Consider the following 24,672-nt stretch of genomic DNA (forward strand, 5'->3'; position numbering starts at 1 on the left):
CCCAAAATGGACGTGCAGCACCTTCTGCCCACCATCCCCCCACACCACCCCAACCGCAGATGGCCCAGATTCCCCGACCCGGCCCCAGGCCTGTTCCGGTTCGCCGTGCGGTCATCCCGCTGGGGCTGGCCCAGACGCTCGCGTGGGCGTCGACCTACTACCTGCCGGCGATGCTGGCCGAGCCGATGGCGCGCGATCTGGGCGTGCGCACGCCGACGGTCTTCGCGGCGTTCTCGGTCGCCCTGATCGTGTCGGCGCTGGTGGGGCCGTGGTCCGGCCGGCTGATCGACCGCCACGGTGGCCGCCCGGTGCTGATGCTCACCAGCCTGCTGTTCGCCGCCGGCCTGGTCGCGCTCGGTTCGGCGCAGGGGGCCGTGACGCTGTTTGTGGCCTGGGCGCTGATCGGCCTGGCGATGGGCGCCGGCCTGTACGAATCGGCCTTCGCGACGCTGGTGCGCCTGTACGGCCACGACTCGCGCCCAGCGATCACCGGCATCACGCTGATGGCCGGGTTCGCCAGCACGGTCGGCTGGCCCTTGTCGGCCTGGCTGGAAGCGCACCACGGCTGGCGCGGCGCCTGCCTGACCTGGGCGGCGCTGCACCTGCTGGCGGGGCTGCCGCTGAACATGCTGCTGCCGCGGGCGGGGCCGTTGCACGAGCTGCGGCCTGAGCCCCTGCCAGATCCGTTGCCAGATCCGTTGCCTGATCCGTTGCCCGGTGCCGCACCTGCGCCCGAAACCTCGCGCCCGCTGCTGCTCACCAGCGCGCTGCTGGCTTTCGTCTTCGCGGCGACGTGGTTCATCAGCACGTCGATGGCCGCGCACCTGCCGCGCACGATGCAGGCGGCGGGGGCCAGCCTGACCGTCGCGGTGGCCGTCGGGGCGCTGGTCGGCCCGGCCCAGGTGGCCGGTCGGCTGCTGGAGTTCGGCTACCTGCGGCGGGTGCACCCGCTGCTGTCGGCCCGGCTGGCGGCGCTGTGCCATCCGCTCGGTGCCGCGACCTTGCTGCTGGCCGGGCCGGTGGCGGTGCCGCTGTTCGCCGTCGTCCACGGCGCCGGCAACGGCATCCTGACCATTGCCAAGGGCACCTTGCCGCTGGTGCTGTTCGGCCCGGCGGCCTACGGCGCACGGCAGGGCTGGCTGATGATGCCGGCGCGGGTCGCGCAGGCCTTCGCGCCTTTCCTGTTCGGGATCGCGCTGGACGGCTGGGGCGCCGGTGCCCTGTGGCTCTCAGCCGTGATCGGGCTGGCCGCCTTCGTGGCCTTGCTTCTGATCCGGCAGACCGGGGTGGCCGGTCAGGCCCGGCTGGGGGCCGGCGCTTCGGGCTCCGGGTCGACCGGCAACCGCTCGGCTGCGTAGCAGCTGCAGGCGCTGGACTCCAGGGCGTCGCGGTCGAGCACCGTCAGCTGGCCACGGTGATAGGCGATCAGGCCGCGGCGCTGCAAGGCGGCGGCGGCCTGCGTCACGCCGACGCGGCGCACGCCGAGCATGCCGGCCATGAAGGCCTGCGTGACATGCAGCAGGTCGCCGTGGGCGCGGTCGAGGCTCATCAGCAACCAGCGCGCCAGACGCTGTTCGATCGCGTGTTCATGCAGGCAGCCGGCCGAACGGGCGACCTGCATCATCAGACCGCAGACATGCTCGTCCAGCAGCGGGCGCAACGGGCGGCACCGGTTGATTTCTCGACGCAAGGTGCGGATGTCCAGCCGCCAGGCCATGCCGGTGCCTTGCACGATGGCCGTCCAGGAGGCGATGCCCTGGCCCAGGAGCAGCGGCACGCCGAGCATGCCTTCTCGGCCGACCATCCCGACCTCCAGGCCCGCGAGCCCGTCGACCTGGACCAGCAGCGAGATGAAGCCGCTGGTCGGGAAGAGGACATGCCCGACCGGCTCCCCCGGCGTCTCCAGCACGCGCCCGAAGCGGAGCTCGATCCGTTCGGCGTCGGCCAGCAGGCGCTCCCGGTCCGGCGCCGGCAAGGCGTCGAGCAGTCGGTTGCCCTTGTGTTCCTGAGCGTTGGCCACGGTGTCCCGTTCGTCACGTGGCCCGGTCGATCAACCATGCGTTCCACCGGTCGAGTCTGACCGGCCGCGCCTGGCTTGGCTGTACGCCAGCGCACAGCGGGATCCGGGTGACGGTTCAGGCGGCGGTGATGGCCGGCAACAGGCGCTCGTATTCGTTGCGCACGACGGCATAACACTCGCAGGTGCGCCGTTCGAGGCCGGGCCGGTCCAGCACCTGGATCTGGCCCCGCGCATAGCGGATCAGGCCGAGCGCCTGCAGCTTCAGCGCCGCCTCGGTGACGCCTTCGCGACGCACGCCGAGCATGTTGGCGATCAGTTCCTGGGTCATCCGCAGCCGGTCGCCTTCGAGCCGGTCCAGGCTCAGCAGCAGCCAGCGGCACAGCTGCTGGTCGAGCGTGTGGTGGCGGTTGCAGACGGCGGTCTGCGCCATCTGCGTGATCAGCGCCTGGGTGTAGCGCAGCAGCAGGTGCATCACCGGACCGGCCTGGGCGAACTCGGCCTTGAGGTCGGCCGCTCGCATTCGCAGCCCCGTGCCGGCGCTCTGCACGACGGCGCGGCTGGGCGTGGTCTCGCCGCCCATGAACAGCGAGATGCCGACCATGCCCTCGAAGCCGACGATGCCGATCTCGGCCGATGCGCCGTTCTCCAGCACGTACAGCAGCGAGACGATCGCGGTGGTCGGGAAGATGACGTGCGACATGCGCGCGTCGGACTCGTGGACCACCATGCCCAGCGGCAGGTCGACCGGTTCGAGCAGGGGTTGCCAGCGTTGCCAGATCGCTTTCGGCAGGGCCGCGAGCAGGTGGTTGCCGTGAGGTTCGGGGGGGCGGGTCATCGATACGGCCTTGATGCTGCGACGGCTGTCGCCGGACCACTGTAGGCGCATGCCCCCGCGCCGTCCGTTCGACAGCGAACAGAGGCCGCCGAAAACGGACCGATGACTCAGGCGCCGAGCCCTGTCCTGAAGCGCTGTTCGGGCAGGCCGCGGTGGCGGGTCGGCGCGACGAACACGCCGCCGCTGGTCGGGCAGGCGGCGAGCCCGGCGGCGTCCAGGCCCTTGCGGGCGCTGGTCATGTACAGGCGATCCAGCGCGGCGCCGCCGAAGGCCGGGCAGGTGATGTTGGGCACCGGCAGGTCGATCACGTCGGTCAGCCGGCCCTGGTCGTCGTGGCGGCGCACGGCATGGCCGTCCCAGCAGGCGGTCCAGACGCCACCGGCAGCGTCGACGCAGGAGCCATCGGGGTAGCCCTCGCTGGCATCGAGCCGCACGAAGACCTCAGCGGGGCCGATGCGGCCGTCGGGGCCGTAGTCGCGGCACCAGATCGTGCGGCCCGGCGAATCGGTGTGGTACATCCGCCGGCCGTCCGGGCTGAAGCACAGGCTGTTGGCGACGCCGGCGATCGGCAGCGGCAGGGTCTCGATGTTCAGCTCGGCATCGACGCGATACCAGGCGCCGAGCGGGGCCTCGTCGGCGGTCTGGTTGTACATGCCGAACAGGAAGCGGCCCTCGCGGTCGCAGCGGCCGTCGTTGATGCGGGTGGTCGGGTGCTGCGGTTCGACCGGCACCTCCGCCGAGGTCGCACCGGTCGACAGCCGGTGCAGCGCGATGCCGCCGGCCAGGCCGAGCAGCAGCAGGTCCGGGTCGTCGCAGAACGCGAACGAGCCGACCCGGTCGGGCATCGGCCAGCGTTGCACCGTGCCGCTGGCCTCGTCGCGGCGGTGGATCACCCGGCCCTCGATGTCGGTCCACCAGAACGACTGGCTGCGGTCGCACCACAGGGCGCATTCGCCGAGGGTGTTGCGGGCGTCGACCAGCAGCTGGCCAGGGGTGCGGAGGAGGGCGGTCACGTTGGGCGTCCGGGTCGGGTGTGGGCAGGGGGGCGATCAGGTCCAGCCGGCATCCACGGTGAAGGTCTGCGCGGTGCACATCGCGCTGTCGTCGGCGCCGAGGAACAGCGCCATCGCGGCGATGTGCGACGGTAGCAGCGGTTCGTTGATGCACTGGCCGCGGGCGATCTCGGCACGCGCCGCATCGTCGACCCACAGCCGCACCTGCTTGTCGGTCATGACCCAACCCGGCACCAGCGTGTTGACGCGCACCCGGTGGGGCCCGAAGTCGCGCGCCAGCGAGCGGGTCAGGCCATGCAGCGCCGACTTGCTGGTGGTGTAAACGGGCATGCCGCCCTGCTTGATCATCCAGCTCAACGAACCGAAGTTGACGATGCTGCCGCCGCCCGCGCGGCGCATGTCTTCGATCACCGCCTGGGCACAGAAGAACGGGTGCTTGAGGTTGACGGCGATGCCGCGGTCCCAGCTTTCGGAGGTGACCGACTCGACCGAATGGCGGGTGTCGTTGGCGGCGTTGTTCATCAGCACGGTGACCGGCCCGAAGGCCTGCCGCACGCGGTCGATCGCGGCCCGCAGCGCGTCGACATCGGTCAGGTCGGCCGCCACGAACAGCGGCGGCGTGGCGCGCACGCCCTCCGGTGCACAGGGCTCGCCCGCCAGCCGGGCGGCCAGCGCGTGGCCGGCGTCGGCCGCCAGGTCGATGAAGCCGACCCGGCTGCCCTGGGCGACGAAGTGCTCGACCAGCGTCGCGCCGATGCCGGTCGCCCCGCCGGTGACCAGCACCACGCGGTCCTGCAGGCTCGGGTAGCGGGCGAGGCTGGGGCTGGGCGTCGCGTCGGGCATCTTGTCTTCTCCAATAGTCGTACTTTTCAAGTGTAGAGGGGGCGATTGAGAAGTCAGGACTCAGTGTTTGCACTGAGTCCTGATGAAAAAGTATGACTATAAAGTCCGGCCACGGCGGGTAGGACCCGCTTCCGTGCGCCGACTGCACCCCCCGAGAGGTCTCCGATGCCCCGATCCGATGTGAAGCTGCGTTCTGCCGAGTGGTTCGGCACCGACGACAAGAACGGGTTCATGTACCGCAGCTGGATGAAGAACCAGGGCATTCCGGACCACGACTTCCGCGGCAAGCCGGTCATCGGCATCTGCAACACCTGGAGCGAGCTGACGCCGTGCAACGCGCACTTCCGCAAGCTCGCCGAACACGTGCGCCGTGGCGTGATCGAGGCCGGCGGCCTGCCGGTCGAGTTCCCGGTGTTCTCGAACGGCGAATCGAACCTGCGCCCGACGGCGATGTTCACGCGCAACCTCGCCAGCATGGACGTCGAGGAGGCGATCCGCGGCAACCCGATCGACGCGGTCGTGCTGCTGGTGGGCTGCGACAAGACCACCCCGGCTCTGCTGATGGGCGCGGCCAGCTGCGACGTGCCGGCCATCGTCGTGACCGGCGGGCCGATGCTCAACGGCAAGCACAAGGGCCGCGACATCGGCTCGGGCACCGCCGTGTGGCAGCTGTCCGAACAGGTCAAGGCCGGCACGATCACGCTGCACGAGTTCATGTCGGCGGAGGCCGGCATGTCGCGTTCGGCCGGCACCTGCAACACGATGGGCACCGCGTCGACGATGGCCTGCATGGCGGAGGCTCTCGGCGTGAGCCTGCCGCACAACGCCGCGATCCCGGCGGTCGACTCGCGCCGCTACGTGCTGGCCCACATGTCGGGCATGCGCATCGTCGACATGGTCTGGGAGGACCTGCGGCTGTCGAAGCTGCTGACCCGCGAGGCCTTCGAGAACGCGATCCGCACCAATGCCGCGATCGGCGGCTCGACCAACGCGGTGATCCACCTGAAGGCGATTGCCGGGCGCATCGGCGTGGCGCTCGAACTCGATGACTGGACGGCGGTCGGGCGTGGCACGCCCACGGTCGTCGACCTGCAGCCTTCGGGCCGCTTCCTGATGGAGGAGTTCTATTACGCCGGTGGCCTGCCGGCCGTGCTGCGCCGCCTCGGCGAGGCCGGGCTGCTGCCGCATCCGGGCGCGCTGACGGCCAACGGCCAGTCAATCTGGGACAACGTGCGCGACGCGCCGGTCCACGACGACGAGGTGATCCGCCCGCTCGACCGGCCGCTGTGCGCCGATGGCGCGATCGCCGTGCTGCGCGGCAATCTCGCGCCGCAGGGCGCCGTGCTGAAGCCGTCGGCGGCGACCGAGTCGCTGCTGGTCCATCGCGGCCGCGCGGTGGTGTTCGAGAACCTCGAACACTACAAGGCACGCATCGTCGACCCGGACCTGGACATCGACGCCGACTCGGTGATGGTGCTCAAGCACTGCGGCCCGCGCGGCTACCCGGGCATGGCCGAGGTCGGCAACATGGGCCTGCCGCCCAAGCTGCTGGCCCAGGGCGTGACCGACATGGTGCGCATCTCCGACGCCCGCATGAGCGGCACGGCCTACGGCACGGTGGTGCTGCACGTCGCGCCGGAGGCGAGTGCCGGCGGCCCGCTGGCGGTCGTGCGCGACGGCGACTGGATCGAGCTCGACTGCCGCCAGGGCCGGCTGCACCTGGACATCCCGGAGGCGGAACTCGACGCGCGGCTGGCCGAGTGGCGCAACGGCCATCGCCCCGATGCCCGCGACCGCAGCGGCTACCGCCAGCTCTACGTCGACCACGTGCTGCAGGCCGACCAGGGCTGCGACTTCGACTTCCTCGTCGGCTGCCGTGGCGCCGAGGTGCCGCGCCATTCGCATTGACCACGCATTCGAACGGGATCTGACGTGACCTCTTCCTTGCGGCCTGGCCGACCCTATCGGGGCGTGTTCCCCGTCGTGCCGACCACCTTCACCGACAGCGGCGAGCTGGATCTCGACAGCCAGCGGCGCTGCCTCGACTTCATGATCGACGCCGGCTCGGACGGCCTGTGCATCCTGGCCAACTTCTCCGAGCAGTTCGCGCTGTCCGATGCCGAACGCGAGACGCTGACCCGCGTGCAGCTCGAACACGTCGCCGGCCGGGTGCCGGTGATCGTGACGACCACGCACTACAGCTCGCGCGTCTGTGCCGCCCGCAGCCGCCAGGCGCAGGACCTGGGCGCGGCGATGGTGATGGTGATGCCGCCCTATCACGGCGCGACCTTCCGCTGCGGCGAGGCGCAGATCCACGAGTTCTATGCCCGCGTGTCCGACGCGATCGACATCCCCATCATGATCCAGGACGCCCCGGCGGCCGGCACGCCGATGTCGCCGGCCTTCCTGGCGCGGCTGGCGCGCGAGGTCGAGCATGTCGCGTACTTCAAGATCGAGACGGCCGGCGCGGCGGGCAAGCTGCGCGAGCTGATCGCCCTGGGCGGCGACGCGGTCGAAGGCCCGTGGGACGGCGAGGAAGGCATCACGCTGCTGCCCGACCTGGAGGCTGGCGCGACCGGCGCGATGACCGGTGGCGGCTTCCCGGACGGCATCCGCCAGATCACCGACGCGTGGTTTGCCGGCGAGCGCGAACGCGCGGCCGACCTCTACCAGCGCTGGCTGCCGCTCATCAATTTCGAGAACCGCCAGGCCGGCCTGCTGGCCGCCAAGGCCCTGATGAAGGAGGGCGGCGTGATCGCCTGCGACGCCCCCCGCCACCCCTGGGCGCCGCTGCATCCGGCCACCCGCGCCGGGCTGCTCGCGACCGCGCGCCGACTCGATCCCATGGTGCTGCGCTGGAGCCGTTGATCGGTCGGCCCGCCGCAGCCTTCACACCCCCCCAAGACCGACACAGGAGACATTGCATGAACATGATCAAGACCCTGGTGGCCTCGCTGGCCATCGGCCTCTTCGGTGCGGCCCTGCCGGCCGCCGCCCAGGACAAGGGCACCGTGGGCATCGCGATGCCCACGAAGTCCTCGGCCCGCTGGATCGCCGACGGCGACAACATGGTCAAGGTGCTGAAGGAGCGCGGCTACAAGACCGACCTGCAGTACGCCGAGGACGACATCCCCAACCAGCTCGCCCAGATCGAGAACATGGTGACCAAGGGCGTCAAGGTGCTGGTGATCGCCTCGATCGACGGCACCACGCTGACCAAGGTGCTGCAGAGCGCCGCCGACAAGGGCATCAAGGTCATCGCCTATGACCGCCTGATCAAGGGCAGCAAGAACGTCGACTACTACGCCACCTTCGACAACTTCCAGGTCGGCGTGCTGCAGGCCGGCTCGATCGTCGACAAGCTCGGCCTGAAGCAGGGCAAGGGCCCGTTCAACATCGAGCTGTTCGGCGGTTCGCCCGACGACAACAACGCCTTCTTCTTCTACGACGGCGGCATGAGCGTGCTCAAGCCCTACATCGACAGCGGCAAGCTGGTGGTGCGCAGCAAGCAGATGGGCATGGACAAGGTCGGCACGCTGCGCTGGGACGGCGCGGTCGCGCAGGCCCGCATGGACAACCTGCTGTCGGCCTTCTACGGCAATGCCAAGGTCGATGCGGTGCTGAGCCCGTACGACGGCCTGTCGATCGGCATCCTGTCGTCGCTGAAGGGCGTGGGCTACTGCACCGCGCAGCAGCCGTGCCCGGTGGTCAGCGGCCAGGACGCCGAGGTCCCGTCGGTCAAGTCGATCCTGCGCGGCGAGCAGTACTCGACCGTGTTCAAGGACACGCGTGAGCTGGCCAAGGTCGCCGCCAACATGGTGGACGCGGTGATGGCCGGCAAGCAGCCGGAGGTCAACGACACCAAGACCTACAACAACGGCATCAAGGTCGTGCCGTCCTACCTGCTCAAGCCGGTCAGCGTCGACGCGAGCAACTGGAAGAAGGTGCTGATCGACAGCGGCTACTACAAGGAAAGCCAGGTGAAGTAAGGCTCCCCCCCTACGCGCTACGCGCGCCCCCTCAAGGGGGCAACGCCAGCGGACCGGCGGAGCCGGATCCGCGGCGTTTGCTGGGTGGGGCCTGAACTCTGCCTGGCGGGTGCGGCGCGCACCTTGGCTCACTGACCGGAGACACCCTTGAGTGCCATCCTCGAGATGCGCGGCATCAGCAAGACCTTCCCGGGCGTGAAGGCGCTGGACCGTGTCGACCTGGCGGTGCAGCCGGGCGAGATCCATGCCGTCGTCGGCGAGAACGGGGCCGGCAAGTCCACCTTGATGAAGGTGCTCAGCGGCGTCTACCCGCATGGCAGCTTCGACGGCGAGATCGTGTTCGATGGCCAGCCGCGCCAGTTCGGCGACATCGCCGACAGCGAGCGGCTGGGCATCATCATCATTCACCAGGAACTGGCGCTGGTGCCGCTGCTGTCGATCGCCGAGAACATCTTCCTCGGCCAGGAGATCGCCCGCCACGGCGTGATCGACCCGCATGCGGCCAACCTGCGCACCCGCGCGCTGCTGGCCAAGGTCGGGCTGGACGAGTCGCCGACGACGCTGGTCGACGACCTCGGCGTGGGCAAGCAGCAGCTGGTCGAGATCGCCAAGGCGCTGTCCAAGGACGTCAAGGTGCTGATCCTCGACGAGCCCACCGCCAGCCTCAACGAGACCGACAGCGACGCGCTGCTGGACCTGCTGACGGAGCTGCGCGCGCAGGGCATCGCCTGCATCCTGATTTCCCACAAGCTCAACGAGATCACCCGCGTGGCCGACCGCATCACGGTGCTGCGCGACGGCAGTTCGGTGAGCACGCTCGAATGCCACGGCGACACGCCGGTCAGCGAGGACCTGATCATCCGGGCGATGGTCGGCCGCGAGATGGCCGACCGTTACCCGAGGCGCGAACCGCGCATCGGCGAGGTCGTCTTCGAGGTCCGCGACTGGCATGTCCATCACCACCTTCACCCCGACCGCGTGGTCGTCAAGGGCGTCGACCTGAACGCCCGACGCGGCGAGATCGTCGGCATCGCCGGCCTGATGGGCGCCGGCCGGACCGAGTTCGCGATGAGCGTGTTCGGCCGCAGCTACGGCCAGCGCATCCGGGGCGAGGTGCGGCTCAAGGGCCAGCCGGTCGACGTCTCGACGGTCGAGCGCGCGGTGCGCCACGGCCTGGCCTACGTCACCGAGGACCGCAAGGGCTGGGGCCTGGTGCTGGGCGACGAGATTGTCCGCAACGTCAGCCTGGCCAACCTGGGCGGCGTCTCGCGCCGGGGCGTGATCGACGCCGGGCGCGAGTTCCAGGTCGCCAGCGACTTCCGCCGCAAGCTGGCGGTGCGCTGCGCCAGCGTGTTCCAGCAGGTCGGCAACCTGTCGGGTGGCAACCAGCAGAAGGTCGTGCTGGCCAAGTGGCTGTTCGCCGACCCGGAGGTGCTGATCGTCGACGAGCCCACGCGCGGCATCGACGTCGGCGCCAAGTACGAGATCTACACGCTGATGGCCGAACTGGCCGCACAGGGTCGCACCATCGTGATGATCTCGTCGGAGATGCCCGAGCTGCTGGGCATGTGCGACCGCATCTACGTGATGAACGAGGGCCGCTTCGTCGCCGAGATGGCCGGCGCGGAAGCCACACAGGAATCGATCATGAGATCCATCGTCAAGTCCGGAGGCCGCTGACATGCAGGCAAAGAACGACACGGCCCGCGGCATGGCCTACCTGCGCAACCACATGCGCGAATACGGGATGCTCCTGTCGCTGGTCGCGATCATGGGCTTCTTCCAGGTGATGACCGACGGCACGCTGATGCAGCCGCTGAACATCACCAACCTGATCCTGCAGAACAGCTACATCGTCATCATGGCGCTGGGCATGCTGCTGGTCATCGTGGCCGGCCACATCGACCTGTCGGTCGGTTCGGTCTGTGGCTTCGTCGGCGCGCTGGCGGCGTTGCTGATGGTGCAGTTCGAGATGCACTACCTGCCCGCCACGCTGATCTGCCTGGTCGTCGGCGGCCTGATCGGCGCGGCGCAGGGCTGGTTCATCGCCTACGTCAAGATCCCGTCCTTCATCGTCACGCTGGCGGGCATGCTGGTGTTCAAGGGCCTGGCGCTGGCGGTCCTGGGCGGGCAGTCGCTCGGGCCGTTCCCGCCGACCTTCCAGCTGCTCAGCTCGGGCTTCCTGCCCGACCCGCTGCAGGGCCAGTCGCTGCGGCTGCTGTCGGTGCTGCTGGGCCTGCTGGCCGCCGCCGCGCTGCTGTGGTCGAAGTGGCGGGCCCGTTCCGAGGCCCGCACCCACGGCATGGAGATCGAGCCCGGCGCGCTGTTCTGGATCAAGAACCTCGTGTTCGCCGCGACCCTTGTCGCGCTGGTCACGCTGATGTCGACCTACAAGGGCATCCCGAACGTGCTGATGGTGATGGCCGTGCTGATCGTGGTTTACGAGTTCGTCTCGACCCGCATGACGATCGGCCGGCGCATCTACGCGCTGGGCGGCAACGAGAAGGCGGCGCGGCTGTCGGGCATCAAGACCGACCGGCTGACCTTCGGCACCTTCGTCAACATGGGCGTGCTGGCGGCGGTCGCCGGGCTGATCTTCGCGGCGCGCCTGAACACCGCCACGCCCAAGGCCGGCCTGGGCTTCGAGCTCGACGTGATCGCCGCCTGCTTCATCGGCGGTGCCTCGGCCTCGGGCGGCGTCGGGCGGGTCTACGGCGCGGTGATCGGCGCCTTCATCATGGGCGTGATGAACAACGGCATGTCGATCCTCGGCATCGGCATCGACTACCAGCAGGTCATCAAGGGACTGGTGCTGCTGGCCGCCGTCTTCGTGGACGTCTACAACCGCAACAAGCGCTGATCCGCCGGGGGCGGCCGGCACAATGACGGGCTCCGATCCCCGACCGCCATGAGCCCGACCTCCCCCGTGAAGAACGAAGACTACCGGCGCCCGCGCGAGAGCAAGAGCATGCACGCGCGCATCGTCAAGGAGCTCGGTTGCCGCATCGTCTCGGGCGACCTGGCGCCGGGCGACAAGCTGCCGGCCGAGGCCACGCTGTGCGCCGCCTACGAGGTCAGCCGACCGGTGCTGCGCGAGGCCATCCGGGTGCTGTCGGCCAAGGGCCTGGTGGTGGCGCGCCAGCGCACCGGCGTGGTGGTGCGCGAGCGCAGCGGCTGGCACCTGCTCGACCCGGACGTGCTGTACTGGTTCATCGAGGCCCAGCCGCCGGCCGAGTTCGTCGAGACGCTGTTCACCGTGCGCCGCATCATCGAGCCGGCCGCCGCCGCGCTGGCGGCGCGCTCGGCCAGCGACGAGCAGATCGCCCGCGTCGCCGAAGCCTATGCCGGCATGGCGGCCGCGCGCACGCCCGAGGAACTGCTCGAACCCGACGTCGCCTTCCACCGCCACATCGCCGAGGCGTCCGGCAACCCGCTGCTGGCCTACATCGGCACGATGCTCTCGCACGCGCTGCGCGAGTCGATCAAGCTCAGCAGCAAGATGCCCGACACCCACGCGCTGTCGCTGCCCCGGCACAAGGCCATCCTGACCGCCCTGCAGGTGCGCGACCCGCTCGCGGCGCGGCAGGCCACGCTGGTCCAGCTCGAAGAGACGAGCGACGACATCAGCCATGTGCTGGGCGGCGACGTGCCACCCGTCTGACCTTGCAGGAACTCCCCATGACCCCGTCCACCTACACGCCGCACGGCAACCACTTCATCGCCGGTGAGCGCGTCGCGAGCGCCGAGCGCTTCCACTCGTCGCCGGCCAGCGGGCCGTCGCATGCCTTTGGCGTCGGCACGCCCGCGCTGGTCGATGCGGCCTGCCGCGCCGCCGAGGATGCTTTCTGGACCTACAGCCAGACCGCGCGCGAGACCCGTGCCGCCTTCCTGGAGGCGATCGCCGACGAGATCGAGCAGCGCGCCGCCGCCATCACCGAGATCGGCAGCCAGGAGACCGGCCTGCCGACCGCCCGGCTGGTCGGCGAACGCGGGCGCACACAGATGCAGCTGCGCCTGTTTGCCAGCCACATCCGCGCCGGCACCTACCTGGACGTGCGCCACGACGCCGCACTGCCCGAGCGCCAGCCGCTGCCGCGTCCGGACCTGCGCCTGGTGCAGCGCCCGATCGGCCCGGTCGCGGTGTTCGGCGCGTCGAACTTCCCGCTCGCGTTCTCGGTCGCGGGGGGCGACACGGCCTCGGCGCTGGCCGCCGGCTGCCCGGTTGTCGTCAAGGGCCATTCGGCGCATCCGGGCACCTCCGAGGTCGTCGCCGAGGCGATCCAGGCCGCCGTCAGCCGCTGCGGCCTGCCGGCCGGCGTGTTCTCGCTGATCCAGGGCGGGCGGCGCGATGTCGGCGAGGCGCTGGTGCGCCATCCGCTGATCCGCGCGGTCGGCTTCACCGGTTCGCTGGCCGGTGGCCGGGCGCTGTTCGACCTGTGCGCGTCGCGGCCCGAGCCGATCCCGTTCTTCGGCGAGCTGGGCTCCGTCAACCCGATGTTCCTGCTGCCGGCGGCGACCGCCCGGCGCGGCCGTGACATCGGCACCGGCTGGGCCGCGTCGCTGACCCAAGGCGCCGGCCAGTTCTGCACCAACCCGGGCATCGCCGTCGTGCTGCGCGGCGCCGAAGGCGAGGCCTTCGCCGAAGCCGCCACCGCCGCGCTGGCCCAGGTGCCGGCCCAGGTGATGCTCACCGACGGCATCGCCGCCGCCTACCGCGCCGGCCGCGACCGCGTCGCCGCCGGCACGGGCGTGCAGGCGCTGCTGACGTCGACCTGCGACCTGCGCCAGGCCACGCCCTACCTGTACCGCGTCACCGCGCGCGACTGGCTGGCCGACCACGCGCTGGCCGAGGAAGTGTTCGGCCCGCTCGGCCTGATCGTCACCGCCGACGACCTGGCGCAGATGCGCGAGGTGGCGCTGGCGCTGAGCGGCCAGCTGACCGCCACGCTGCACCTGGACGAGGCCGACCACGAGGTCGCCCGCAGCCTGCTGCCGATCCTCGAACGCAAGGCCGGCCGGGTGCTGGTCAACGGCTTCCCGACCGGCGTGGAGGTCTGCGACGCGATGGTCCACGGCGGGCCCTATCCGGCCTCGACCAACTTCGGCGCGACCTCGGTGGGCACGCTGTCGATCCGCCGCTGGCTGCGGCCGGTGTGTTTCCAGAACCTGCCGGACGCGCTGGTGGATTCAGACCTGGCCGGGGCGCGCTGAACACCCTTCCAGCGCCTTTCAAGCGACTTTCAAACGCCCTTCAACGCACCCGCTGCACCTCCAGCGCGCCGACCGCCGAGGCGCGGTGGCCCCAGGCCTGGCGCAGGTAGCTGGCCAGCGCGGCCAGTTCCTCGTCGTCGAGCTGGTGCGCGAACGGCGGCATGCCGTAGGGCCTCGGGTGGCCTTCGGTGGCCGGCGCGAAGCCGCCACGCAGCAGTGCCTGCAGCAGGTTCAGCGGCGGGTCCATCGTGACGACGCGGTTGCCGGCCAGCGCCGGGTAGGCGGGGCTGCGGCCCTGGCCTTCGGCACCGTGGCAGTCGGCGCAATGGTCGACGTAGAGCTGCCGGCCGCGCGCCAGCCGGGCCGGGTCGTCCGGCGCGACCGGCTGACGCATCGGGTCGACTGCCGGCAAGGCGCGCAGGTAGGTCGCCATCGCCGCGAGATCGGCGGGGTCGAGGTGGCGGGTGCCGCCCAGCACGACCTCGGCCATCGGCCCGTTGGCGCGGGCACGGCCGTCGGGCGTGATGCCGTCGCGCAGCAGCGCCGCCACGTCCGCCTGCGGCCATCCCGCCACGCCGGCCTGGTCGGCCACCTGCAGCGACGGTGCGTGCCAGCGGCCGTCGGGCATCGTCGCGCCGCGCGGCACGTCCGGCCAGGCCGGGCCGCCGGTCAGGCCGCGGTCCTGGTGACAGGCGCCGCAGTGGCCCAGGCCCTCGACCAGCAGCCGGCCCCGGTTCCATTCCGTCGATCGGGTCGGATCGGGGTTCAGCTCGCCCGGGCTGAAGTTCAGCAGACGCCAGGCCCACAACGCCGTCTGGGTCGAATACGGGAAGCGCAGCCGGTGATCGGCACGTGGCTGGCGCACCGGCGGCAGGCTGCGCAGGTAGGCGCCCAGCGCGTCGAGGTCGGGGTCGGGCAGGCGGGTCGTGCCGGTGTAGGGGAAGGCGGGGTAGAGCAGCCGGCCGTCGCGCGAAATGCCCTCGCGCAGCGCGCGTCGGAAGTCCTGCACCGACCAGCGGCCGAGGCCGGTCTCCGGGTCCGGCGTCAGGTTGCTGGCGATCACGTCGCCGTAGGGCGTGGCGATCGGGCGACCGCCGGCAAGGGGCGCACCTTCCTCGGCGGCATGACAGCCGGCGCAGTTGCCGATGCGCGCCAGGTAGGCGCCACGCGCGATCTGATCGGGCGTGTCGACGGGGGCCGGACCGGTGCTGGCGGCCGGCAGGGCGCGCGGTCGTTCCAGCCAGGCGATGCCGGCCAGCGCGGCGGCGAGCGCCAGGGCGGCGGTCCAGCCGGTCAGCTTCACGAGACTCATCGGACGACTCATTCGTCACCCCCGCAGCGCAGCGCCGCCTTGCCGCGCGACGGTGGTGGTGATGGGGGTGGTGATGGGGGTGATCCGGCGTGATCGGGCACCGGCAGCGTCGCCAGCCAGGCGGCCAGCGCGCTGATGTCGGGGCCGTCCAGACGGGCGGCGATGCGGGCCATGCAGTCCGGCTCGCGGGCGCGCCGCTGGCCGACCTTCCAGGCGCCGAGCTGGCCGCTGAGGTAGTTCGACGGCATGCCCAGCAGGCCCGGCACGTGGCGCCGGTCGCCCATCAGCGTGTCGCCGTGGCAGGCGGTGCAGGCGGGGATGTCGCGCGCGGCGTCGCCCTGCTGGGCCAGCGCCTCGCCGCGCCGCAGCGTGGCCGCGTCGGCCTGGGCCGGGCCGGGCGGCGGGTAGGGCAGGTCGAGGGCGGCGAAATGCTCCGCGATCTCGCGCAGGTAGCCGTCCGACAGCGGCTGCAGCAGGTGCCGCATCGCGGCGTTCTGGCGCCGGCCGCTGCGCAGCGCCAGCAGCTGGTCGTACAGGTAGGCGGCGGGCTTGCCGGCGATGCGCGGCAGGTAGCCCTCGCGGCTGGCGCGCCCTTCGCGGCCGTGGCAGGCCGAGCAGGCGACCAGCCGCTGGGCCAGGGTGTCCGGTGGGGGCGGGGCGGGGGGTTGGGCTGCCATGTCGGCGGCGCGGGCCGGCGCCAGCGTCGTCAGCAGGGCCAGCAGCAGCGCCGCCGGCCATCTTGCGGGTGGTGTCATGCGCGCATGTTCGCCGCAGTCGGGATCGGCCTGGCTGACGACGTCCTTCCCTTGGGTTGAGGACGCCATACGCCAACGGCCGCCCCAACGTGCTTAGGATGAACCGAACCCACCGGATGCCCCGGCGCGGCCCGTCACCTTCGAGGAGAACGACGATGTGCATCGCGAATTCGGTCGGGCGTGGCGCCCGCAACGATCTGGTGGACGTGGCGGCGATCCAGACGCTGCTGAACGCCAACCTGCCCCGCATCGGGCAACCGGAGTGGCCGCCGCTGGAGGTCGATGGCCGGATCGGCCACAACACGATCAGCCGGATCGAGCTGTTCGAGACCGTGGTGATGGGCCAGCCGGCGTCCGACGGCATCGTGGCGCCGGACGACGCGACGGTCGCCGCGCTGATCGCCGGGCTGCCGGCCGGGCCGTCGCGCGAGAAGCTCGCGATCGTGATGCCGCTGGCGACCGCCCGGCGCATCGACACCTACTTCGAGCCGATCCGCACCGCGCTGGCCCGCTACCAGCTGACCAGCCGGCTGCAGATCGTCCATTTCGTCGCCCAGATCGGCCACGAGTCTGCCTCGCTGCTCTACAGCGAGGAACTGGCCAGCGGCGAGGCCTACAACGGCCGCGCCGACCTGGGCAACACCGAACCGGGCGACGGTCCGCGCTACAAGGGCCGCGGCCTGATCCAGCTGACCGGCCGCGCCAACTACGCCGCGTACAGCCGCGATGCCGGCTACGACTACGTCAGCGACCCGCAGCGCCTGGCCAGCGATCCGGCCGCCGCCGTCGACGTGGCCTGCTGGTTCTGGAAGAAGAAGGGCATCGACCGCCTGGCCGAGGCCGACGACGCCAAGGCCGTCACGCTGCGTGTCAACGGCGGCTACAACGGCCTGGACGACCGGCTGCAATACCTGCGACGCGCCAAGGCGCTGATCTGAGCCGGCCGGCGCGGCCTAGCATCGCGGCTCCTGCCCACCGGCATCCACAGGAGCGCGCCATGGCCGCGAAGAACACCATCTGCATCTGGTACGACGGCACCGCGCTGGAGGCGGCGACCTTCTACGCGCAGACCTTCCCCGACAGCACGGTCGGCGCGGTGCTGCGCGCGCCGGCCGACTACCCGGCCGGCCGTCAGGGCGACGTGCTGACGGTCGAGTTCACCGTCATGGGCATCCCCTGCCTGGGCATGAACGGCGGGCCGGGCATGCCGCACAGCGAGGCGATGTCCTTCCAGGTCATGACCGAGGACCAGGACGAGACCGACCGCTACTGGCACGCCGTCATCGGCCATGGCGGCAAGGCCAGCGAATGCGGCTGGTGCAAGGACCGCTGGGGCCTGTCGTGGCAGATCACGCCCCGCGCGCTGATGGCGGCCATCAGCGACCCCGACCCGGCGGCGTCGCGGCGCGCCTTCGAGGCCATGATGACGATGTCGAAGATCGACATCGCGACCATCGAGGCGGCCCGGCGCGGCTGAGCCGCCAGGCCGCGTCAGGCCATCGGCGCGAAGCGCGGCACGACCTGGCCGTCGACCTCGACCGTGCCGAAGAACATCGCGTGCGGCCGCACCCACAGGCCGGTCGCGTTGTAGAGCGGGCGGTAGACCACCAGCGGCTCCAGCGTCTCGCTGTGACGGGCCACGCCGATCACCTCGTACTCGCCGCCCTTGTGGTGCCGGAACCGCCCGGTCGGCGTCGCCGGCAGCGGCGGCAGGTCGTCGTCGGGGCGGGGCGTGCTCGGTACGGGCGGGGTCATCGGGGCTCCTGGAGTTCGTCTGGTGCGGGATCGGCAAGGATGGCCGGATCGAGGTCCGATGTGAAGGATGTCACGACCCGAGCGGCGCTGTCCGGGTTGACCTACCGGTTCAAGTTTGTTTCGCGCTTTCCAGTCATATACCGGTGTTGACAACGTCCGTAGCGTCCATGCAAGACCAAGATGGCACGCTCAACATGACGCCGAAACCACTCAACTCCTCGATCCGCGCCGACACGTTTCAACTTCCTCGCACCGACGAGCTTTTCCTGTCCGCCGCCGCGCGCGGGCGAGTCAGCGGCCAACAAGGCACCTCGTGGCGGGTCTGCGCGATGTTCGTGATCGGCACGACCTTGCTGCCGAACCTGCCGGTGTTCTGGCACCGGACCCTGGCGCTGGAGGCCGTCGAAGGGCCGTCGCGGGCGGTCGCGGTGATCTTCCTGGAACTGCTGCTGCTGCTCGGTGCCGGCGTGCTGCTGCTGGCGCTGCTGGCGATGCTCGGGCGGCTGGCGACGCGGCTGGTCGGCGGCGCGCTGCTGCTGGGCAGTTCGGGCGCGTTCGGGTGGATGTGGCGTGAACAGGCCGCGATCGACGTCGACACCGTGCTCTCGCTGCTGAGCCCGGACCCGCTGGCGGAGGCCGCAGCGTTCGATCCGCGCCTGCTCATCGTCATCGGCGTGGCCGGGCTGCTGCCCGCGCTGGCGTGGTGGCGGCAGGTGCCGCCGAGCTGGTGGCGGGGGCGTGGCCGCACGCGCCGGTTCGCCGGCTGGCTGCTCTGCGCGCTGGTCGCGCTGGGCTGGATGGACTTCGCGCGGACGGCGCTGGCGGCCTTGCCGCCTGGCGACCCGGCGACCTTCGCCAGCAGCAGGGCCGGCATTGCCGCGCAGGCCTACCTGCCGTCGAACTGGCTGATCGCGCTGGGGGGTGTCGGCGATCAGGCCTGGCGCCAGCTGCGCGACGGTGCCTTGCAGCGCCCGGTGCTGCGGCACCGGCACATCGCGCGGACCCGCCTCGATGACCTGGTGGTCGTGGTGGTCATCGGTCCGGGCGGTGTGGCGCATGGCCATGACATGGCGAAGGCGCTGGCGCCCGAACCGGATCTCGCGGCCTTCACCGGCTGGTCCTGCAACACCTCGACCACCCGTTCGCTGGCCTGCATGTTCGTGCGTCCGCAAGCCATCGTGGCGGACCCGTCGGGCGGGCCGGACCGCATCACCGAACGCGATGTCTTCGCGGTCTTCCGCGAGCTGGGTTTCCGCATCGAGCTGTTCGCGCTGCAGGGCGAGGCGGCCTTCTACAACCGCGTCGGGGCCGATGAAATACGGCTGCGCGACACCTTGCCGGACGACCCGCTGCGCGCCGGTCGTCCACTGGACGACCGCCTGCTGGTCGGCCAGCTGCGCGGGGCGATCGAGCGCCACGAGGCACGTCGCACCCACCAGCCGCTGCTGGTGCTGCTGCAACCCCGTGCATCGGCCGGTGCGGACGAGGGCGGCGCGGCGTCGATCGACGCGTTGCTGCAGGCCACGCGCGACACCGTCCGGCCACGCAAGGCCTGGATGGTCTATGCGGCCGACCGTGGCGAAGGCAGCGCCGCACACAGGGCGTCGGCACCGCCGGAACTGCGCCGCATCCCGATGGTGTTCTGGGCCAGCCGGAGCTGGCTGGACGATCCGGCCAACGCAGCCCGTCACGCGCGCCTGCTGGCGCAGGCCGAACACGCCCGGTCCGAGCCGCCGGAGCGGCATGGCCACCACGAGCTGTACGCGACGCTGCTCGGCTGCCTGGGCATCCAGTCGCCCGACGGCGGCATCGACCCGGCGCACGACCTGTGTGCCGGGCCCTGATGCCGCCGGCGGACCGGCCTCAGGCCAGCCGGCCGGCGCGGAAGTCCTCGACCGCCTGGTACAGCTCCTGCTGCGTGTTCATGACGAACGGGCCGTACTGGGCGATCGGCTCGTTCAGCGGCGCCCCGGCGATCAGCAGCAGCCGGGCGCCGTCCGGGCCGGCCTGCAGCCGCACGCCGTCGGCCGCCGGCTGGTTGGCCAGGATGGCCATGCGCTGCACCGGCACGTCGGACGCCTGGCTGTCCGGGCCGACCTTGGCGGCGCCCCGGTAGACGTAGACGAAGGCGTTGTGGCCGGCCGGCAGGGCCTGCTCGACGCTGGCGCCGGGTTCCAGGTGCAGGTCCAGGTAGACCGGCTCGGTGGTCTCGCGCTGCATCGCGCCGGTCACGCCGTGGCTGTTGCCGGCGATCACCCGCACGGTCGCGCCGGGCAGGCTGACCTCGGGGATCTGCTCGGACGGGATGTCGCGATACCAGGCCGGCCGCATCTTGTCGCGCGAATGCAGGTTGACCCAGAGCTGGAAGCCTTCCATCCGGCCTTCCTCCTGCTCGGGCAGCTCGCTGTGGATGACGCCGCGGCCGGCGGTCATCCACTGCACGCCGCCGTTGGTCAGCAGGCCCTCGTTGCCGGCCGAGTCGCGGTGGCGCATCCGGCCGGCCAGCATGTAGGTGACGGTCTCGAAGCCCCGGTGCGGGTGGTCGGGGAAGCCGGCGATGTAGTCGTCGGCCTTGTCGCTGCCAAAGGCGTCGAGCATCAGGAAGGGGTCGAGCCGGCGCTGCAGGTTGTTGGTCAGCACACGGGTCAGCTTGACGCCCGCGCCGTCCGAGGTCGGCTGGCCGGCGATCAGGCGCTCGACGGTGCGCGGGCTCTTCAGTTGGCCGTTCGGCTGGACGGTGGCGGTGCTCATCAGGGGCTCCTTGTGTTGGCTTGTTCAGGCGGTCGGACCGGATGGCTGCGGAGTTTCGGTCAAACCGAAGCCGCTTCGCCCAGCAGACCGTCGATCTGCGCACGGGCCTCGGCGATGCCGCGTGCGCTGGCCTCCGGGCCCATGCCCTGCGCTTCGGCGTAGATCACCTCGACATCGGTCATGCCCAGGAAACCCAGCACCTGGCGCAGATACGGCACCTGCGTGTCGCTGGGCAGGTCGCGGTGGATGCCGCCGCGCGTGGCGACGATGTAGACCTTCTTGCCCGTGAGCAGGCCGACGGGTCCGTTGGCGGTGTATGCGAAGGTCACGCGGACCCGGGCAATCGCGTCGATCCAGTTCTTCAGCTGCGCGGTGACGCCGAAGTTGAACATCGGCGAGGCGATCACCACCACGTCGGCGGCCTGGATCTCGGCGATCAGCGCGTCGTCCAGCGCGACCCGCGCGGCGGCCTCCGGGCTGCGCTGCGCGGCCGGCGTGAACAGCGCCTGCAGGGCGGCCTCGTCGAGCACCGGTTGCGGCTGGCGGGCGAGGTCACGCACGGTCACGGCGGCATCGGCGTGGCGCGCCTTCAGGCGTTCGACGACCTCGGCGGCCAGGCGGCCCGACAGCGAACCGGCCTCGGCGGTGGCAGTGGCGGAGGTCGTGCGGGCACTGGTGTTGACTTGCAGGATGTTCATGGCGGGCTCCTTCGGGAAGCGGTGGATCGGTGGCGATGGGATGAACTCTATCGATGCGATTCCCGCAACAGAAGCCACGTGCATGGATATGATTGATCCACCGATGGAACGATCAAGCCACTTGAAACCCTGCAGGAACCCACCATGACGATCGACGCCGATGACCTGCTGCTGTTCGCCCGCGTCGTCGAGGCCGGCAGCCTGAGCGCCGCCGCCGCCCGGCTGGACTGGCCCAAGTCGACCGTCTCGCGGCGCCTGTCCGGGCTGGAACAGCAGCTCGGCGAACGGCTGCTCCAGCGCAGCACCCGCCGGCTCAGCCTCACCGAGTTCGGCCAGGGCGTGCTGGAACACGCGCGCCAGGTGGTCGCCGAAGTCGAGGCCGCGCAGGCGCTGGCGGCGCACCGGCAGGTGGTCCCGTCGGGACGGTTGCGGGTGTCGATGGCGGGCGATCTGGCGAGCTTTCTGCTGGCCGACCTGGTGGCCGACTTCCTGGTCCGGCACCCGCAGATCACGCTGGAGCTGGACCTGTCGCCGCGCCGGGTCGACCTGATTGCCGAGAACGTCGACGTGGCGATCCGCGCCGGCGAACTGCCGGTCGACAGCAGCCTGTCGGCGCGCCGGCTGGTCGAGTTCACCGGCGCGCTCTACGCCGCGCCGTCCTGGGTCGACCGCCGCGAGCCGGTCAGCGAACCGGCGCAGCTGAGCCAGCTCGACGGCCTGGTGCAGCTGCGCGACGGCGCCGAGCCGCGCCCGTGGGCGCTGGTCGAGACGGCGACCGGCCAGACCTGGACTGGCCGGCCGAAGGTGCATGCCGCCGCCAACTCGCCGCACCTGCTGGGCCAGCTGGCTGCCGCCGGCCTGGGCATCGCCGCCTTGCCGGATCTCTACGCCGCCGAGGCCGTCGCGCAGGGCCGGCTGGTGCGGCTGCTGCCGGGCTGGCACATCGAGGCGGTGCCCGTCTGGGCCGTCTTCCCCGAACGGCGGCTGATGCCGGCCCGCTCGCGCGCCTTCATCGACGCGATGGTCAGCGGGCTGGCGCAGCGTTGCCGGGCGCATGGCTGCGGCGGGGCGGTCGAGGGGGTCGATCCGGTCGCAGGCGATGCAGCTGGCGGGCGGGCGACAGGCTCATCCCGTGAGCCCGCGCAGGCGCTAGCCTGAGCGCCCTCGTGAACCCAAGCATCGTGTCCTCCGCCCCCAACTCCACCCCTGCCGCCAACGTGACCGCCTTGCCGGTCGCCATCGGCTCGGTCCATCGCCGCCGCTTGCGCACGCTGTGGCAATCGGCCGGCTGGCCCTGCCATGACCTGATCGAGGCCGAACTGCTGGCCGCCGGCCTGCTGCTGCGCGTGCTCGACGAACAGGGCCGCATGACGCTGCACCTGAGCGACGCCGGCGTGCAGGAACTCGTGCGCGCCAGCGAGCAGAACCGCCGCGCCCGCAGCGCCCACGACGGCCTGGCCACCCGCGTGGCCGCGACGCTGGCGCGCGAGGGCCGGCTGGCCTGGTGCGGGCTGAGCGTGCGCGCGCCGCTGCCGGTGTCACCGGACGGGCCTGAGGTCGTCGCCGAGCCGCCCGACAGCGTCCCCGGCGACCTGCTCGACGGCCTGGTCGAGCCGGTCGAGCCGGTCGAGCCGGCCCCTCGTTCACCGAGCCGCTGGCCGGTCGTCCTGCCGGACGTCTATTCGATCCGCCAGACCAGCGCGCCCGGCTGGCTGCAGCCGCAGGTCCACGAGATCAAGGTGACCCGCGCCGACCTGCTGGCCGACCTCCGGCTGGCCGACAAGCGCGCCGCCTACCTGGCCGTCGCCGGGGCGATGTACTACGTGCTGGCCGAAGGCATCGGCGACGCCGACGACGTGCCGCCCGAATGCGGCGTGCTGCTGGCGCGCGGTCAGCCGCGTGAACATGCCGAGGCGGCCGGCGAGCCGGTCGTGCTGGATCTGCTGCGGCTGGCCCCGACCCGGCCGCTGGACCTGCCCGGCGGCCTGCCGTTCGGCGTCTGGATGGCGCTGGCCCGCAAGACGCCGCAGGCGCTGCCCGAAGAAGGCCAGCGCGGGCTCTGAAAGGCCCCGGCTGTGTCCTGGGTGACAGCGTTCTGAATTCAGATGCGCGACGATCGGGGCCGTTCAAGTCTTCCCGTTGTGGAGTCCATGCCATGCCCGATCTGCCCACCTTCGCCGACTACGAGGCCGCCGCGCTGGCCGCTGGTGCCGACGCGGTGATCGAACGCCACTGGGCGCCGCTGACCGTGGTCGACACGCACACCCACCCGTTCTCGGCCAGCGCCCTGATGGTGCAGGGCGAGATGTGGCTGGCGGTCGACGAGGGCGGCCAGACCGGCGTCGAGCGCCACCTGCGCCCGGGTGACCGCTTCGCCGTCGCCCGAGAGGTGCCGCACCGCGAGCGTTACGGCGCCGAGGGCGCCACCTTCTGGGTCGCCCGCAAGGCCTGAGAACCCGCTGCCGGATCCGGCCGGGGCACCGCGTAGGTCAGCTCGGCAAAGCCGCTGCCGACCTGCGCAACCGACAGCAGCTTCAGCGGCGGCGACGTGAACCGGCGCGGCAGCAGCGGCTGACCGCGGCCCAGCGTCACCGAGCCGATCTGGACCCGGATCTCGTCGACCAGCCCGGCGTCCAGGAACTGCCCGACCAGCTCGCCGCCGCCGACCAGCCAGACGGTGCGGCCCTGCGCGGCGTCCTGCATCGCCGCATGGACGGGCAGGACGTCGCCCTGCACGAAGCGCACGTCCGCCCCCTTGATCACCGGCAGGCTCCGGTGCGTGAAGACCCAGACCGGCTGCGCGTAGGGCCATGAGGTGCCCGGATCGTCCGGTGTCCGGACGACGTGGCGCAGCATCCATTCGTAGGTCGACGCACCCATCGCGAGCGCGCCGACCGTGTCGAAGAAGGCGGGGAAGCTGGTGTCGCGGATGTCGGCCAGCGGGAACAGCCAGTCCAGACCGTGGTCCTCGGTCGCCAGGAAGCCGTCGAGGCTGCAGGCGGTGTAGTAGGTCGTCGTCATGGCGGCTCCTGAAGGTGCGTCGGACGATCCTAGCCAGCGACGCGTGCCGTTGCAGGCCGATCAGCGGGCGGCTCAGCCAGCCGGCCCCGCCTCGTAAAGCTCCAGCGGCAGCCCGTCTGGATCGGCGAAGAAGACGAAGCGCCGGCCGGTCAGCTCGTCCAGCCTGACGGGCTCGACCACGATGCCGCGTGCTTCCAGCATGGCCTTGCAGGCCTCGACATCGGTCACCGAGAAGGCCAGGTGGCGCAGCCCGCGGGCCTCGGGCCAGGACGGGCGCGGCGGGGCGCCGGGGAAGGTGAACAGCTCCAGCTGGCCGCCGTCGGGCAGGGCCAGGTCGACCTTCCAGGACTGGCGGGCCTCGCGCCAGGTCTCGGCGATGACACGCAGGCCGAGCAGGTCGACGTAGAAGCGCCTGGAGACCTCGATGTCGGCGCAGATCAGCGCGACGTGGTGGATGCGTTGCAGCATG

The 24,672-nt window shown here is 71.2% G+C and carries 25 protein-coding genes; 14 read left to right on the top strand and 11 right to left on the bottom strand.

From position 1 onward, the window contains the following. The first annotated feature begins 59 nt into the window (after positions 1–59). Complete coding sequence (locus ACWA7K_RS06865) at positions 60–1,358, top strand: MFS transporter (protein ID WP_456210410.1); 1,299 nt, start codon at positions 60–62, stop codon at positions 1,356–1,358. Here ACWA7K_RS06865 and ACWA7K_RS06870 read toward each other — a convergent pair. The 4 genes from ACWA7K_RS06870 to ACWA7K_RS06885 form a co-directional block, all read right to left on the bottom strand. After that, positions 1,295–2,020: a Crp/Fnr family transcriptional regulator gene (locus ACWA7K_RS06870; RefSeq protein WP_456166942.1), complete on the bottom strand. Its 726-nt coding sequence runs from the start codon at positions 2,018–2,020 to the stop codon at positions 1,295–1,297. The genes ACWA7K_RS06865 and ACWA7K_RS06870 overlap by 64 nt on opposite strands. Before the next feature lie 115 nt (positions 2,021–2,135). Continuing rightward, positions 2,136–2,855, bottom strand: coding sequence for a Crp/Fnr family transcriptional regulator (locus ACWA7K_RS06875; RefSeq protein WP_456166944.1), 720 nt, complete (start codon positions 2,853–2,855; stop codon positions 2,136–2,138). A 107-nt stretch (positions 2,856–2,962) separates the two neighbouring features. Continuing rightward, complete coding sequence (locus ACWA7K_RS06880; RefSeq protein WP_456166946.1) at positions 2,963–3,868, bottom strand: SMP-30/gluconolactonase/LRE family protein; 906 nt, start codon at positions 3,866–3,868, stop codon at positions 2,963–2,965. Positions 3,869–3,904: 36 nt separating this feature from the next. Then, positions 3,905–4,711, bottom strand: coding sequence for an SDR family NAD(P)-dependent oxidoreductase (locus ACWA7K_RS06885; protein ID WP_456166948.1), 807 nt, complete (start codon positions 4,709–4,711; stop codon positions 3,905–3,907). A gap of 165 nt (positions 4,712–4,876) precedes the next feature. Here ACWA7K_RS06885 and ACWA7K_RS06890 point away from each other — a divergent pair, with 165 nt between their 5' ends. From ACWA7K_RS06890 to ACWA7K_RS06920, 7 genes are all read left to right on the top strand, one after another. Next, on the top strand, positions 4,877–6,619 hold the full coding sequence (locus ACWA7K_RS06890) for an IlvD/Edd family dehydratase (protein WP_456166950.1): 1,743 nt from the start codon (positions 4,877–4,879) through the stop codon (positions 6,617–6,619). A gap of 24 nt (positions 6,620–6,643) precedes the next feature. Then, positions 6,644–7,579 (top strand): dihydrodipicolinate synthase family protein, encoded by a 936-nt coding sequence (locus ACWA7K_RS06895; RefSeq protein WP_456166952.1) that lies wholly within the window; start codon positions 6,644–6,646, stop codon positions 7,577–7,579. Positions 7,580–7,635: 56 nt separating this feature from the next. After that, positions 7,636–8,700: a multiple monosaccharide ABC transporter substrate-binding protein gene (gene chvE / locus ACWA7K_RS06900; protein ID WP_456166954.1), complete on the top strand. Its 1,065-nt coding sequence runs from the start codon at positions 7,636–7,638 to the stop codon at positions 8,698–8,700. A 165-nt stretch (positions 8,701–8,865) separates the two neighbouring features. Next, a complete protein-coding gene (gene mmsA / locus ACWA7K_RS06905) occupies positions 8,866–10,380 on the top strand; it encodes a multiple monosaccharide ABC transporter ATP-binding protein (protein ID WP_456168707.1) in 1,515 nt (504 codons plus the stop codon). Position 10,381: 1 nt separating this feature from the next. Then, positions 10,382–11,560 (top strand): multiple monosaccharide ABC transporter permease, encoded by a 1,179-nt coding sequence (gene mmsB / locus ACWA7K_RS06910; RefSeq protein ID WP_456166956.1) that lies wholly within the window; start codon positions 10,382–10,384, stop codon positions 11,558–11,560. A 48-nt stretch (positions 11,561–11,608) separates the two neighbouring features. Beyond that, the gene (locus ACWA7K_RS06915; RefSeq protein ID WP_456166958.1) at positions 11,609–12,361 is read left to right on the top strand and encodes a FadR/GntR family transcriptional regulator; all 753 of its coding nucleotides are present in this window, start codon (positions 11,609–11,611) and stop codon (positions 12,359–12,361) included. Positions 12,362–12,378: 17 nt separating this feature from the next. Then, positions 12,379–13,911, top strand: a complete 1,533-nt coding sequence (locus tag ACWA7K_RS06920) for an aldehyde dehydrogenase (NADP(+)) (RefSeq protein WP_456166960.1) — start codon at positions 12,379–12,381, stop codon at positions 13,909–13,911. Between the two features lie 40 nt (positions 13,912–13,951). Here the strand turns inward: ACWA7K_RS06920 and ACWA7K_RS06925 are convergent, their stop codons facing one another. After that, positions 13,952–15,223, bottom strand: coding sequence for a c-type cytochrome (locus ACWA7K_RS06925; RefSeq protein ID WP_456166962.1), 1,272 nt, complete (start codon positions 15,221–15,223; stop codon positions 13,952–13,954). Positions 15,224–15,231: 8 nt separating this feature from the next. Continuing rightward, positions 15,232–15,978 (bottom strand): c-type cytochrome, encoded by a 747-nt coding sequence (locus tag ACWA7K_RS06930; RefSeq protein WP_456166964.1) that lies wholly within the window; start codon positions 15,976–15,978, stop codon positions 15,232–15,234. 155 nt (positions 15,979–16,133) lie between these two features. Between ACWA7K_RS06930 and ACWA7K_RS06935 the strand changes: the two genes are divergently transcribed. After that, positions 16,134–16,916, top strand: a complete 783-nt coding sequence (locus ACWA7K_RS06935; RefSeq protein ID WP_456166966.1) for a glycoside hydrolase family 19 protein — start codon at positions 16,134–16,136, stop codon at positions 16,914–16,916. 59 nt (positions 16,917–16,975) lie between these two features. Beyond that, complete coding sequence (locus ACWA7K_RS06940; protein WP_456166968.1) at positions 16,976–17,455, top strand: VOC family protein; 480 nt, start codon at positions 16,976–16,978, stop codon at positions 17,453–17,455. A gap of 14 nt (positions 17,456–17,469) precedes the next feature. On the opposite strand, the gene ACWA7K_RS06945 is transcribed toward ACWA7K_RS06940, so the two are convergent. Beyond that, positions 17,470–17,733 (bottom strand): DUF1653 domain-containing protein, encoded by a 264-nt coding sequence (locus tag ACWA7K_RS06945; RefSeq protein WP_456166970.1) that lies wholly within the window; start codon positions 17,731–17,733, stop codon positions 17,470–17,472. Positions 17,734–17,900: 167 nt separating this feature from the next. Here ACWA7K_RS06945 and ACWA7K_RS06950 point away from each other — a divergent pair, with 167 nt between their 5' ends. After that, positions 17,901–19,577, top strand: coding sequence for a hypothetical protein (locus ACWA7K_RS06950; RefSeq protein WP_456166972.1), 1,677 nt, complete (start codon positions 17,901–17,903; stop codon positions 19,575–19,577). A 19-nt stretch (positions 19,578–19,596) separates the two neighbouring features. On the opposite strand, the gene ACWA7K_RS06955 is transcribed toward ACWA7K_RS06950, so the two are convergent. After that, a complete protein-coding gene (locus ACWA7K_RS06955; protein WP_456166974.1) occupies positions 19,597–20,484 on the bottom strand; it encodes a pirin family protein in 888 nt (295 codons plus the stop codon). Between the two features lie 59 nt (positions 20,485–20,543). Beyond that, the gene (locus ACWA7K_RS06960; protein WP_456166976.1) at positions 20,544–21,182 is read right to left on the bottom strand and encodes an FMN-dependent NADH-azoreductase; all 639 of its coding nucleotides are present in this window, start codon (positions 21,180–21,182) and stop codon (positions 20,544–20,546) included. 144 nt (positions 21,183–21,326) lie between these two features. On the opposite strand from ACWA7K_RS06960, the gene ACWA7K_RS06965 reads away from it, so the two are divergent. The 3 genes from ACWA7K_RS06965 (at position 21,327) to ACWA7K_RS06975 (ending at position 23,634) form a co-directional block, all read left to right on the top strand. Continuing rightward, positions 21,327–22,340, top strand: a complete 1,014-nt coding sequence (locus tag ACWA7K_RS06965) for a LysR family transcriptional regulator (protein ID WP_456166978.1) — start codon at positions 21,327–21,329, stop codon at positions 22,338–22,340. A gap of 23 nt (positions 22,341–22,363) precedes the next feature. Next, a complete protein-coding gene (locus ACWA7K_RS06970) occupies positions 22,364–23,245 on the top strand; it encodes a hypothetical protein (RefSeq protein WP_456210412.1) in 882 nt (293 codons plus the stop codon). 92 nt (positions 23,246–23,337) lie between these two features. Then, on the top strand, positions 23,338–23,634 hold the full coding sequence (locus ACWA7K_RS06975) for an AraC family transcriptional regulator (protein WP_456166982.1): 297 nt from the start codon (positions 23,338–23,340) through the stop codon (positions 23,632–23,634). Here ACWA7K_RS06975 and ACWA7K_RS06980 read toward each other — a convergent pair. Together ACWA7K_RS06980 and gloA2 are read right to left on the bottom strand one after the other, a co-directional pair. Further along, entirely contained in the window at positions 23,589–24,203 is a 615-nt protein-coding gene (locus tag ACWA7K_RS06980; protein WP_456166984.1) for a dihydrofolate reductase family protein, read from the bottom strand. The two genes, ACWA7K_RS06975 and ACWA7K_RS06980, sit on opposite strands and share 46 nt — an antisense overlap. Before the next feature lie 72 nt (positions 24,204–24,275). After that, entirely contained in the window at positions 24,276–24,671 is a 396-nt protein-coding gene (gloA2, locus tag ACWA7K_RS06985; RefSeq protein WP_456166986.1) for an SMU1112c/YaeR family gloxylase I-like metalloprotein, read from the bottom strand. Position 24,672: the final 1 nt, after the last annotated feature.

This window comes from Leptothrix mechoopdaensis (SeqCode), from assembly GCF_053893855.1.